This is a genomic window from Pseudomonas sp. F1_0610 (assembly GCF_047470865.1).
Classification (GTDB): Bacteria; Pseudomonadota; Gammaproteobacteria; order Pseudomonadales; family Pseudomonadaceae; genus JAZDRH01.
On the sequence record NZ_JAZDRH010000008.1, the window covers coordinates 71,887 to 83,535 of the forward strand.

Genomic DNA, 11,649 nt, shown 5'->3' on the forward strand with positions numbered 1-11,649 from the left:
GCTGAGCCAAACCCTATGTAGCTAAGCGCTGAATAGCTTCATGAGCCTCTTCTTCGCCTTCATCATGCGCCAGTTGATAAAGCGCCAAAGCACGCTCAAGATTTTTATCCACACCCTGCCCTGTTTCATACATAACTGCTAGATTGAACGCCGCCTGTGGATGTTTTTGCTCTATGGCTTTTTCATACCAGAATAAGGCTTGCTGGTAATCAACAGGTATTTCGTCGCCATGTTGGTACATCCAACCAAGGCTGTATTGTGCGCTGGCATCGCCCTGATCAGCGGCCATTTTGTACCAGTGCATAGCCAAGTCAACATTACGCTCAGTGCCATGCGCATAGTCATACAGCAGTGCAAGGTTATACTGAGCATCGGCATCTCCCTTTTCAGCAGCTTTGTTATACCAAAACAGAGCTTGTTGATAATCTTGTGCGACACCTTCACCCTCTTCATATAAACGCGCTAACCTAAACTGTGCAAGAACATGCCCGTTTAATGCTGCTTTGTTATACCACTCACTGGCTTGGGTTAAATCTTGTGCAACACCATCAGCATGTTGGTAGATATGGCCTAGATTGTACTGTGCTTTAGCATCATTTTGCGCTGCTGCGGCCTTATACCATTCGCGTGCTAGGGCCTTATTTTGTTCTACACCTTTACCTGAGGCATACGAGATAGCAAGATTATTCTGCGCTTCGGCAAAACCCAGCGCAGCTGCTTTTGTATAGTACTTTAGCGCCTGCTGAGAATCCTGTGTAACACCTTTACCTTCTTCGTAGAACACCCCTAGGTTATACAGCGCATTGGCTACATTTTGCTCGCCAGCAGCATGGTACCACTTAAGAGCAGTAGCCATATCAGGCTGAACATGCTCACCATTTTTGTACATGACGGCAAGGTTAAATTGCGCTTCACCATGCCCTTGCTGTGCTGCTTGTTCAAACCAACTAAAGCCTTTGGCTAAATCAACAGTAACGCCTCGACCTTCCGTATAGATAAGTCCTAAAGCATTTTGAGCATCTGCATCCTTTTGCTCTGCCGCTTTCAGATACCATTGCAAAGCTAGTTGGCTATCTTGCGCAACGCCTTTTCCATCACGATAACTTTCGCCCAACAAACATTGTGCTGCGGCATTACCTTGGGCGGCCAAACGGTGCGCCAAAGTCACTGCTTTTAGGTAAGCGTCATTGGCTAGCTGAGTGTTTTGTGCAACACCCTGACCTTTTTGGTACAAATCACCCAGCATAAACAGTGCAATAAGGTCATCCTGCTCAGCTGCTTGCTTAAACCAAGCAAAGGCTTCAACCCAATCAATGGCAACTTGCTTTCCTTCACTGTAGATAAAACCTAGACTGCGCTGAGCTATGGGGCTATTCTGGTCTGCTGCCGCCTGATAGAGCTGTATGGCTTTGGCGATGTCTTGCTTAACTCCTTTGCCTTGCTGGTACAAAGAGGCTAATAAACGTTGCGCATCCGCATCACCTTGAGCGGCAGCCTTTTCATACCAAAAAGCTGCTTTTTCATAGCTTTGCTCTACGCCTGTACCTTCACGATGCAGGTCGCCCAGCATACATTGCCCATCAGCATCACCATTCCTAGCAGCGCGCTGTAACCAATATGCAGCTTTGCTATAACTTTGCTCTACGCCTTTTCCATCACGATATAGCCAGCCCAACATCGCCTGTGCGCCTGCATCTTTTTGATTGGCGGCCAGCAACAGCCAGCGTTGTGCTTCAATAAGGTTCTGAGCTACGCCAGTGGCCTCCAGATAACAAGTGCCTAGTGCATATTGCGCAGGCGCGTAATCTTGCTGAGCCGACAGCTGAAACCAATGCACCGCCTGCTCCGCATTCTGTGCTACACCTTCTCCAGCCTCATAGCAACAGCCCAGCCTATATTGTGCCTGCACATGATTGCGCTGAGCCGCTTGGGTTAGCCAAAAAGCTGCATTTTTATAGTCGTTTTGCTCTCTATACAGAACAGCTAACGCCCATTGTGCTGATAAGTTGTGTTTTTTACTTGCTGTAAGAAATAAAGCCAGCGCTTGTTGGCGCTCAGTGGCACTACATTCTCCACCATTGTAAAGGTCAACACCTTGCGCATACTCTTTTTCCGCTGCAACCCTCTTTTGTTCTGTAGGGACTCGTGCGAAGAAGGCTTTCATCGTGTTAATTAGTTGATCTCCAAATCCCATACGATTTTCCTAATTTATGGCTGCCACACTGTGCACTAAATTTCATATAACAATCTAGACTATTCATTACCCAAGATTAAATCTAGTAACTATGTAAGGGATGAGCACTTATGATGAGATATGTTCTCTTCAACTAGATGGGGAATAAACCGCTTTTTGAGCCTGTTTTGACTTGTTTCTGCTGATTTACATAAAAAATCAAGGATACACTCTATATTTTATTGATTTTTGCATTATGACGCGGTTTATTCTTTTATTTTCTAGCATAATACTCAGTTAGTAAAAATGGATTTCCTAGGCAGAATAACAGGCAAGTCATGCGCTTTTTAAAATCAAATTTCCCATTCGTAGCCTTCGTCGGCTTAATTATTATAGAAAGTGCATCGTTATTCTTTTATGCCGCTCTGGGATTTTGCTTTAGTTTTGCGATTGGCTTTATTCTAAATATGCTAACTGAGCAATTATTAAAGCCCATCACCAATGTACTAGCCCGCCGGCCTAACCTGATAGCCAACTTCTTTTTAGGATTTTTCCATAGTTTTTGTTTTTACCTAGGCTCTGCCGTATCAGCCATTGCTTTACTTATCGCTTTTAATGAATTTATTACTCGAAAAGGCTTTAGCTTGTTTTATGCAGTTATTGCTTTGTGGGTTGCAGTATCTGTAGCTATATCTGCTGATTTCTTTCGTGTGCAAAAGCAACATATTTCTATTTTAAGTATCTGTTGTTGGGCATTTATTTTAGCAATAGCTAGCACTTTATTAGGTAACTATAAGTTGCTTTATGACGGTTACTTTATTTATCAATTAACTATTGAATACTTTGCTGGAGTTATTAGTATTCATGAGATGCAGGCAGCACTCATTATTATCGCTGGGCTATTTTTTATCAGTTTCTGTTCTGGCTTAGGCTATATGATTTCAGGGACGCCTGAGCAAGCGCATCTAAACAGCTACTCCTCTGGGGTAAAAGCTAAAAAAATAAAACAGCCACGTAAATGGTAATAACAGCCGATAAAAAACCCCGAAAAGCATGTCCATCTTTTCGGGGTCAGTTCATTTTCGGCGCTTTCTATTAAACCGCATAGCCTAAATAACGCGGCAACCATAAGGCAATTTCGGGAAATGCCATTACCACTAATAACGCAGCAAACATGGTCACCATAAAGAGCATAGCCCACACAAAGGTATGTTCTAATTTAATATTAGCCACCTTGGTAGTTACCATTAAATTCACAGCAACAGGGGGCGTAAACTGGCCGATAGCAATGTTCATAGCCAGCAAAATTCCAAACCATACTGGATTCCAGCCAAAGTGCTGAATCAGTGGAATCAAAACAGGCGTTAAGATCAAATAAATTGAAATAGCATCTAGCAACATGCCTGCAATTAGCACCAACAACATAACTAATAACAGCAAAATCATTGGATTTTCCGAAATACCCAACATAGCTTCAGCCAGCTTAGTGAACGTACCTAAGGTAGTGCCTGCCCACGCAAAAATGCCTGCCAGTGAAATAATTAATAACACTACGCCTGAAATTTTTGCGGCTTCCGTAAAAATCTCAGTTAATACACGCCATGTCAGCATACGGTAGATAAAAGCACCTATTAACAAGCCATAAGCAACGGCTACTACAGCAGCTTCAGTAGGTGTAAATAAACCTGAGCGCAAACCACCTAAAATTAAAATAGGGGCAAAAAGTGCTGGCAAAGCCTCTATAAAGCTTTTCTTGATGGAGATTTTATTCTCTTCATCGCTCTGTTGCTTGCTTTCCCAACCATTGCGTTTAGCTAAGATAAAAACCGGCACCAATAAGGATAAACCAGCCAAAATACCTGGCAACAAGCCTGCGGCAAAAAGCGCTCGCAGATCCACGCCTGGCATCATGACCGAGTACAAAATCAGCGCAATAGAAGGCGGAATTAAGATTGCTGTAGAAGATGCCGCCGCAATGAGTGACGCTGAAAACGGGCGAGGATAGCCCGCTTTAGTCATGCTCGGTAGCATAACCATGGCAACTGCTGCGGCATCCGCAGGGCCAGAGCCGCTCATTCCACCCATAATCAGGCAGACTAAAATCGCCACAACAGCTAAGCCACCATGACGACGTCCAATCAACGATTGAGCAAACCTCACCAAGCTAGCCGCTACGCCCGCTCGCTCAAATATCAAGCCCGTCAAAATAAATAATGGAATGGCAACAAGAGGGTATTTGGCAACGCTGTTATAGGTGTTTGTGCCTAAAGTCGCCAGCATATCTGGTGACAAGCCAATAAGAATACCCGCTGCTCCACCTAATCCAAGCGCATAGGCTACAGGCATGCCTAATAGTAAACACAGTCCGAAAATTAATAGCATCCACATGTCAGGACTCATTGTGCGTCCTCCCGTGTGTCTGCATTTTTCCAGCGACAAATTAAGTTTTGAGTGGTACGAAAAGCAATCATCAAGGCTAAGATGGGTAACCAAATTTGATAAATCCAAATCGGATAACCACCTGGCGATTGTTCCTCCCATTCATAAGCTTCATACACCACAAGGCTGCCGTACCAAATAATTAAACCTAAAACAGCTAGGCTTCCTAACCATTGCAATACGTACAATGCTCGCCTACCAGAGGCAGGCAAACGGTCTTCGAGAACAGTAATGCGTATATGCTCGTTGGTGCGTGCAGCCACCGCAGCACCAGCAAAGGTAAGAACCACTAAAAAGAAAACAGAAAACTCTTCAGTATAAGCAAAGGAGGCATTAGTGAAGTAGCGAACCATTACGTTGCCTAAACTGATGATAGCAATACCAGCCAACGCAATAATGGCTAACCACGACTCAGGTCGAGATTTTGGGCTAGACATAGAAAACTTCTTTTAACGAGGCTGCAAGCCGAAACTTGCAGCAAAAAACTAACGATTTTTAATAGCTGTTTGTGCTTTTTCGACTAAATCAGCACCAATTTTTGGTGTCCATTTTTCGTAAACTGACTGCGTAGCCTGCACAAAGGCTGCATGCTCTTCTGCTGTGAGTTCACGCACATCAATGCCATAGCTACGAATGCGGTCAAGGGTTGTAGCTAGCTCACTGCGGGCTTTTGCAATTTCCCATTGCCCTGCTTCAATCGCTGTTTCTTGTAGAAGCTTTTGATCTTCGGCACTTAAGGTTTTCCACACACGCTGACTCACACCAAAAATCAGTGGATCATTCATGTAGTGCCATTGTGTGAGGTATTTCTGATTAGCACGGTCAATACGTGCAACATCATATACCGCAATAGGATTTTCCTGACCATCTACTGCACCTGTAGTTAACGCAGGTTGTGCATCTGTCCAGCTCATTTGAGTTGGGTTAGCACCCAATGCATTAAAGGTATCAAGGAATAATGGCGATCCTACAACGCGAATTTTAAGCCCTTTTAAATCTGCTGGTTTGGTAATGGCGAGCTTAGAGTTAGAAATTTCACGAAAGCCGTTTTCACCCCATGCCAGTGGTTTTACGCCTCGTTTTTCAATCGCCGCAAAGATTTGCTTACCTGCTTCGCCTTGCGTTACAGCATCCACAGCCGCATCATCTGGCATCAAGAAAGGTAAGGAAAACAAGTTAACTTCTGGAACCTGAGTTGACCAGTTAATTGTTGAGCCAACCGCCATATCAATCAAACCGCTACGCATTGCAGAAAACTCACGGGTTTGATCACCCGAGACTAGCTGAGCGTTAGGATAGACTTTAAGTTTGATACGGCCTTGTGAGCGTTCTTCAACTAGCTCGGCCCATTTGGTGGCTGCTTGCCCCCATGGAAAAGCATCAGATAATACAGTAGATACTGAAAACTCACGCACTTGCTGGGCAAATGCTAAAGACGATGTTAGTGCTAAACAGGCTAAACCCATTGATAATAAACGCTTCATGCTACTTATACCTTTTTTCGAATAATTGGCAGTAAACGCACATCACTAGCGCGATAACACTAAGATATTTGTTTTTAACGCTATTTTGTAGCTTTCTTGAGGCGTTGCACGCAATATTATCTTGATAAACAATTTGAATCGGCAACTAATGCTCGGATAGAGCAACTTAGGATACTAATGCAAACAGATTATCCCTGCAAAGCTTTGTAACAGCTTTGCAAGAAATCTCTACTTATAGGCTTTTAGTTGCTTTCCACTGCCAAGTAATACCAATTACGATACAAAATTGCGCTAATAAATAGCTCAACATCAAGAGTTCTTGTGCCAATGGGAAACTACCAATAAAACGGTCAATTGCTAGCAAGCTATCTGAAACTAAAAAGCAAATAGCGCCAAGCTGAACCATAGTAAAGCTAAAAGGCACAACATGGTCTTTACGTCCAAAAGCAAACCATGCCATAGCCAAAATGACCACTATATAAAACAATACGGGAACCGATAAATCTCCTAGATGTGGCAAAAGAAAGCTATAAACAGCAGCGCCTAGCAAGAGTAAGAAAAAGAGGAAAAGACCAGCATTTCTACTGGATGGATAGCCTTTTTGCTCTAACGCAAAAATCACCACATACAACAGATGCCCAACTAAGAAAAAACCTAAGCCCAACATAAAATTAAGCTGCGAGTCTGGCAGCATCAAAGCAATATCACCCAAAGTACCTAAAATAATTGCGCTAAAAAGTACGCTTTGGATGCGAGGACAGTGAAAACAGCTAAGCAATACTAGAACACTTAAGCTCACGCCAAACATAGGCTTGGTTGCAAAACCTATAGCTTGCCAGCCGCTAGCGATGCTCATTAGATGCACCATAAGCAGAGTTACATACCAATAACCAAAACGCTTGTACGCATGCATGCACATAAGCTTTTCCCTAGATTTTTTCCTTTACTGTACAAAAGTTCAAACTCTGTACCTATTAGGCTATAGCCGTAGAAAAGCGCCAATTAATCGGTATTGCGTAGCCTTTTAAACAAATAGAGGATTATCTGCTCGGCGGCGAAACCAGCCCGCAATTGACAGGCGATCTTTAGTTGCTGCCAAAACTTCGTGCGGCCAGTCTGCTGACATAAAGAACATCATAGTACCCAAGCGCGGGCTAACGTCGTACACTTTATTAGCGCCTAAGTGCATGCGCATTTCACCCCCAAACTCAGGTAACCAGCCTTCATTAAGATAGAGCACACTGGTCACTGTCCGACGATCATCATCACGAAAACGATCTAGATGTTTTTTGTAATAAGCACCTGGGGGATACCATGCAAAATGGCATTCGTAATCTTCCAAACCTAAAAATAAACTTTGGTTAAGCGTATTTTTAAAGCTATCCATCAGATTAAGATAGCGATCAATCGAAGGACTTTGCCCTTCATTTAGCCACATAATGCTATCGCCTCGAATTGACTCTTTAATCACTGGATCAATCCCAGAGCCAATACCTGCTTGATTCATTTGACCTGCTTGTGCGCGATTACGGCACTCTTGTGCTAAGGCCAGGGTCAGATCTTCAGGCAAAAAAATATTTTGTTGAGTCCAACCATGGGTTGCTAAATCATCGGCTACACGCTCAAACAGGGGATTCGACGCGAATGCACTCATAGGTAAAACCTTCAGTGAGGAGTTTTTAATGATTACCTTGAAAAAAATAGCGACTTACAAAAAAGTGTGGTTTTTGCAGGCTCTATTTGCTTGGCTGTGGCTGGGCATTTCTGCACAGGCCCATGCTGATAGCTATGACGATTTATACGAGCTGGCAGGCTGGAAACAACAAGCAGTACATTTTGAGCAAGCTTTGCCATTACTACAACAAGAAATTACACAAAAAACAGGATTTACCCCATCGATTAGTTGGCAACCTCAAGCTTTTCAGCGCAAAGCCACTGAAACCCTACGTCAGCAATTAGTGTCACCACAAGCAGCACTCGACTTTTTTAATTCAAAAGCGGGAATGCAGGTCGTCAAAGCTGAAGTAAATGCGACGCAGCTAAGTAAAATTAAAACATACCGACATCAGCCATCATGGAGTCTTGATGTTACTCGTCAACGTGAACTAGATCGCTTGCGCGCCAGCCTGCCTATTCAAGCAGCACTGAACCAATTGCAAAGCCAAATCATTAAACAGCAAACCAACAATGCTAACTTAAACATTCCAGGGTTAGGTGACCTCTCAACGCTTACCTCAGGTGCACTGCAAAACATCAGCTTATTTAAGCCCAGTACGTATGACATTAACCAAGCAATGATTATTGTCTATGGCGATCTTAGTCATCCTGAACTAAAAGCCTTTGCTGATTTTGCAGAATCAGCTGAAGGGCAAGCCTATTACAATGCCTGCGTGCAAATGCTGCAGTTTTAATCTTACTTGTTCTAAGGAACAATTATGCGTCCTTTGTTCTACCTATGTTTAGCGCTTGTTTTGAGTCTTTCTGCACAAGCTGCTCCATTAGACGAGCTTGCATCTAGTGCAACTCAAGTGCAGTGCAAAGACACTGTATACAGCCCAGAGGGTATAGAGCTCGCAGATGAGTGTTATTACCCTAACACCGCCATTAAGCAAGCCTATGTGCTGTATGTGCAAGCTATGCTAGAGAATATGCCTGAGTTAAAAACTATGCTGTTGAGCGATACCTACCAGTTAACCCAACAGAGCGATATATTTGTCTGGAAAAATAAACATGAACTCATTATTACAGATGACTTTTCAGTAGGAATTTCCCAAGTTATTTTTCGCTTTGATGGAAAAGGCACCCAGGTAGTGACTGTCTACCTGCCAGATTAACTAGCATCATACTCAGCGCTTGCTTAAGCATATAACTGAGCAAACGCTGAGCCGGCTAAGTTAACTGTTGCGCTCAAAAGCGATAAATGCTTGGGCTGTTTTATTAAACCAAACTTCATACCAAGGCTCAGCCTCTTTGAGGGTAATTAAGGTGAAATCTAATTCAGGATCCCACTCTAAAATAGTATCGTCTTCTGGCCAGATAAAACTCCACCCATGACTGATAAAATAAACGTCATCGCTATTATAAAAAGGATCTTGCTGCTGAAACCAACGAACATACCTATCAGCAGCTGGGTCAGGAAAGTTATCGTTGTAGCCTTCATCTGTGTCCCAATGGCAACTTTCTAACCAAGTACTAATAGCTGTATCACCATAATGAAATAGATGATCTATGCTTGGATAGGCTAAAAACTCATGCTTAGTCAGTGGCGTTTTAGATATCACTTGCTCTTGCTTGGCGACGGCAAATAGGAGGTTATCGGCTTTATCTTTACTTAACGCATACCACTGGTCACCAAGTTGCACCGTTAAAATCAACTTATCCTTCCCATGCCAGTAGGCATCTATGTTTTCTCCTCTTTGTGTTTTTCGGTAGGCAAAAGCATTACGCGTCATAGTTTCAGCAAAACGTATTAGATAAGCTAAATCCATTCGGTTACCTCGATAATTGGCGGCTTAAAAAACCAAAGATTTCATCTCTATAGTTAGCACTTTCATTAACTAAATGATGCTTAGCGGTTGGCAAAAATAGCTGTGCTTGCAAATCAAACCAATGAGCTATCAACGGCACATTGTGCTGCCAATCAACAGTGCCATCGTCACCGCCTTGCACCAAAACAATAGGTCGATGACCTTTAGGCGCAGCCTCTACTTTTTCTAGCCATAGATTTAGCGCCCCCACCCAAGTGGTTGGAATTTCCAACGGCTGCAGTGGGTCACGTTGCAGGAAACTCAAGAATTGCGCATCATGAGAATTGTTACTAAATACTCGTTTAACACTAGTAATTACCGACTTAAGCATATGAAAAGCCAGGCGTGAGCGCATCCAAGAACAAGGACGCACTAACGGTGCTAAAAACATAATAGTGCCAAATTCGTCACCAAATGGGCGACTTAACAAATACTCCGTAATAACTGAACAGCCAGTACTTTGTGCAAAAACATGCCATGGCTGAGGTAATTTTTGAATGTACTCATGCTGCACTAACGCTGTAAAAACTTCGCTATACTGCGAGAAACTATCAATACCTGCACGCTGTCCTGAACTTAGTCCATGTCCAGGCAAGTCAAAACACACAACCGAAAAGTTCTCAGCTAATGCCCAGCGTATTGCATTGCCATAGAGCCCCATATGGTCAAAATAGCCATGCAGAATAAACACTGTTCCTTTGGCTTGTGCTTGCTCATAGGTTTGCACAGCCACACGAAAACCTGCCGCATAAATACAACCAAAGCGGTTTGTGACCGAACAAGGTAGCGAGTTTAATTCCAACTGATAGAATGAACGCCACTTTTGCGCCAACTCAGGTTCTTGCATATCTTCTGAGAATGGCTGTAGCTGTTGATGAAGCTGTTGGATATCCTGTTCACTTAGCATAATTATCACTCTATTTTATAGTTGTTCAGCCCTACGCGGAGCCAACTCAATTTATGTCACTACCTTCTCGCAAAGTTATTATTACCACAAGCATTGTTATCGTCTGGGTCGCCATTATGTTGTTTGCATTATGGTGGTATCAATCGCGTTTTATTCGTGCGTTTAATGAAACTACAGCAGTATTTAGTGGCAGTGAACTACAGTTACCTAACGCTATTGCAGGTGAAGGTAAAATTCGTTTTGTACACTTTTGGGATCCTAGCTGCCCTTGCAACGTTGGCAACCAACAACACCTGATAGAGTTACTGGAACATTTTTCTGATCAGGTAGATTTTTACCACGTACAAAAGCCAAATACCAACGGCACATTACCTAAACAGTTAGAAAAGCTTAACCACTTATCAGGTTTGGTGGGTATGGAAAAGCTACCTGCATCGCCTGCCGTGGCAATTTGGGATAAACAAGGCAAGCTCGCCTATTTTGGTCCTTATAGCGAAGGTGCAGTGTGTAATTCGAGCAATAGCTTTATCGAGCCTGTGCTCAATGCCTTAATAGAAAACCGTCCCGTTTCGGCAGATAGCACTTTAGCCGTAGGCTGTTTTTGTGATTGGCAAGCTAAATAACTAAGCCTGAAACTGAGCCTTATCAGCCATTATTCAAGCAAAATATAACGATCTGCCAGCCTTACATCAGCCTCTTCTTCCCACGATAGAAAATGATATCTAACCACTCTAGTAAGCCTTTTGAAGAAAGGATATAACACTGGGTCTATGAGTTTTATATAGGATTGTGCTGTTAACTGACGTATTAACGCTGCCAGCTCTTCATCCGATTTATCAGAACCATAGGTTAAATTGTCAACGTCAAAACCTAATGTTTCACCTTTAGGCCCAAACTCAATCAACGCATTATCTACATCATCGGTTTGAACAAGGCATTCATGGCCAGTAAACAGATAAACCACTTTGCCATCTTGTTTACCAATGCGTTCAATATTGCCTTTTACATATTCATACCAAATATGCTGCCTAGCAATACCTGTGTACTTTTCTAATTGTAAAACAGCTTGGCGTTTTATATATTTTTGCTGTTTTAAATGACTAAGCAGCCTTTCCATAA

At 42.9% G+C, this 11,649-nt stretch carries 13 protein-coding genes; 4 read left to right on the top strand and 9 right to left on the bottom strand.

Features of this window, described 5'->3' with window-relative positions:
• Positions 1-13 precede the first annotated feature (13 nt).
• Positions 14-2,194: an SEL1-like repeat protein gene (locus tag VQ643_RS06510; protein ID WP_414198583.1), complete on the bottom strand. Its 2,181-nt coding sequence runs from the start codon at positions 2,192-2,194 to the stop codon at positions 14-16.
• A gap of 317 nt (positions 2,195-2,511) precedes the next feature.
• On the opposite strand from VQ643_RS06510, the gene VQ643_RS06515 reads away from it, so the two are divergent.
• Entirely contained in the window at positions 2,512-3,198 is a 687-nt protein-coding gene (locus VQ643_RS06515) for a hypothetical protein (protein WP_414198585.1), read from the top strand.
• Between the two features lie 70 nt (positions 3,199-3,268).
• Here VQ643_RS06515 and VQ643_RS06520 read toward each other — a convergent pair whose 3' ends face one another.
• The 5 genes from VQ643_RS06520 to VQ643_RS06540 form a co-directional block, all read right to left on the bottom strand.
• On the bottom strand, positions 3,269-4,573 hold the full coding sequence (locus tag VQ643_RS06520) for a TRAP transporter large permease (protein WP_414198587.1): 1,305 nt from the start codon (positions 4,571-4,573) through the stop codon (positions 3,269-3,271).
• The gene (locus VQ643_RS06525) at positions 4,570-5,049 is read right to left on the bottom strand and encodes a TRAP transporter small permease (RefSeq protein ID WP_414198589.1); all 480 of its coding nucleotides are present in this window, start codon (positions 5,047-5,049) and stop codon (positions 4,570-4,572) included. The genes VQ643_RS06520 and VQ643_RS06525 overlap by 4 nt, the downstream gene beginning before the upstream one ends.
• Before the next feature lie 48 nt (positions 5,050-5,097).
• Positions 5,098-6,096 (bottom strand): DctP family TRAP transporter solute-binding subunit, encoded by a 999-nt coding sequence (locus VQ643_RS06530; RefSeq protein ID WP_414198590.1) that lies wholly within the window; start codon positions 6,094-6,096, stop codon positions 5,098-5,100.
• A 232-nt stretch (positions 6,097-6,328) separates the two neighbouring features.
• A complete protein-coding gene (locus VQ643_RS06535; protein ID WP_414198592.1) occupies positions 6,329-6,952 on the bottom strand; it encodes a lysoplasmalogenase in 624 nt (207 codons plus the stop codon).
• A gap of 168 nt (positions 6,953-7,120) precedes the next feature.
• The gene (locus VQ643_RS06540; protein ID WP_414198594.1) at positions 7,121-7,750 is read right to left on the bottom strand and encodes a 2OG-Fe(II) oxygenase; all 630 of its coding nucleotides are present in this window, start codon (positions 7,748-7,750) and stop codon (positions 7,121-7,123) included.
• A gap of 28 nt (positions 7,751-7,778) precedes the next feature.
• On the opposite strand from VQ643_RS06540, the gene VQ643_RS06545 reads away from it, so the two are divergent.
• Both VQ643_RS06545 and VQ643_RS06550 read left to right on the top strand, forming a co-directional pair.
• Positions 7,779-8,507 (top strand): hypothetical protein, encoded by a 729-nt coding sequence (locus tag VQ643_RS06545; protein ID WP_414198596.1) that lies wholly within the window; start codon positions 7,779-7,781, stop codon positions 8,505-8,507.
• A gap of 24 nt (positions 8,508-8,531) precedes the next feature.
• Positions 8,532-8,930, top strand: coding sequence for a hypothetical protein (locus tag VQ643_RS06550; protein ID WP_414198598.1), 399 nt, complete (start codon positions 8,532-8,534; stop codon positions 8,928-8,930).
• A 60-nt stretch (positions 8,931-8,990) separates the two neighbouring features.
• On the opposite strand, the gene VQ643_RS06555 is transcribed toward VQ643_RS06550, so the two are convergent.
• A complete protein-coding gene (locus VQ643_RS06555) occupies positions 8,991-9,584 on the bottom strand; it encodes a hypothetical protein (RefSeq protein ID WP_414198599.1) in 594 nt (197 codons plus the stop codon).
• Positions 9,585-9,588: 4 nt separating this feature from the next.
• Positions 9,589-10,530 carry an alpha/beta hydrolase gene (locus VQ643_RS06560; protein ID WP_414198601.1) on the bottom strand — a complete coding sequence of 314 codons (942 nt, stop codon included), beginning with the start codon at positions 10,528-10,530 and terminating at the stop codon, positions 9,589-9,591.
• 53 nt (positions 10,531-10,583) lie between these two features.
• On the opposite strand from VQ643_RS06560, the gene VQ643_RS06565 reads away from it, so the two are divergent.
• The gene (locus VQ643_RS06565; protein WP_414198603.1) at positions 10,584-11,153 is read left to right on the top strand and encodes a DUF6436 domain-containing protein; all 570 of its coding nucleotides are present in this window, start codon (positions 10,584-10,586) and stop codon (positions 11,151-11,153) included.
• Positions 11,154-11,182: 29 nt separating this feature from the next.
• Here the strand turns inward: VQ643_RS06565 and VQ643_RS06570 are convergent, their stop codons facing one another.
• A complete protein-coding gene (locus VQ643_RS06570) occupies positions 11,183-11,647 on the bottom strand; it encodes a hypothetical protein (RefSeq protein WP_414198604.1) in 465 nt (154 codons plus the stop codon).
• Positions 11,648-11,649 lie beyond the last annotated feature (2 nt).

Excerpts from the sequence above, each read along its gene's own strand:
- VQ643_RS06535 (WP_414198592.1), bottom strand. The coding sequence starts at position 6,952 with ATGAGCATCGCTAGCGGCTGGCAAGCTATAGGTTTTGCAACCAAGCCT.
- VQ643_RS06525 (WP_414198589.1), bottom strand. The coding sequence starts at position 5,049 with ATGTCTAGCCCAAAATCTCGACCTGAGTCGTGGTTAGCCATTATTGCG.
- VQ643_RS06530 (WP_414198590.1), bottom strand. The coding sequence starts at position 6,096 with ATGAAGCGTTTATTATCAATGGGTTTAGCCTGTTTAGCACTAACATCG.
- VQ643_RS06510 (WP_414198583.1), bottom strand. The coding sequence starts at position 2,194 with ATGGGATTTGGAGATCAACTAATTAACACGATGAAAGCCTTCTTCGCA.
- VQ643_RS06520 (WP_414198587.1), bottom strand. The coding sequence starts at position 4,573 with ATGAGTCCTGACATGTGGATGCTATTAATTTTCGGACTGTGTTTACTA.
- VQ643_RS06555 (WP_414198599.1), bottom strand. The coding sequence starts at position 9,584 with ATGGATTTAGCTTATCTAATACGTTTTGCTGAAACTATGACGCGTAAT.
- VQ643_RS06515 (WP_414198585.1), top strand. The coding sequence starts at position 2,512 with ATGCGCTTTTTAAAATCAAATTTCCCATTCGTAGCCTTCGTCGGCTTA.
- VQ643_RS06570 (WP_414198604.1), bottom strand. The coding sequence starts at position 11,647 with ATGGAAAGGCTGCTTAGTCATTTAAAACAGCAAAAATATATAAAACGC.
- VQ643_RS06565 (WP_414198603.1), top strand. The coding sequence starts at position 10,584 with ATGTCACTACCTTCTCGCAAAGTTATTATTACCACAAGCATTGTTATC.
- VQ643_RS06540 (WP_414198594.1), bottom strand. The coding sequence starts at position 7,750 with ATGAGTGCATTCGCGTCGAATCCCCTGTTTGAGCGTGTAGCCGATGAT.
- VQ643_RS06560 (WP_414198601.1), bottom strand. The coding sequence starts at position 10,530 with ATGCTAAGTGAACAGGATATCCAACAGCTTCATCAACAGCTACAGCCA.
- VQ643_RS06550 (WP_414198598.1), top strand. The coding sequence starts at position 8,532 with ATGCGTCCTTTGTTCTACCTATGTTTAGCGCTTGTTTTGAGTCTTTCT.
- VQ643_RS06545 (WP_414198596.1), top strand. The coding sequence starts at position 7,779 with ATGATTACCTTGAAAAAAATAGCGACTTACAAAAAAGTGTGGTTTTTG.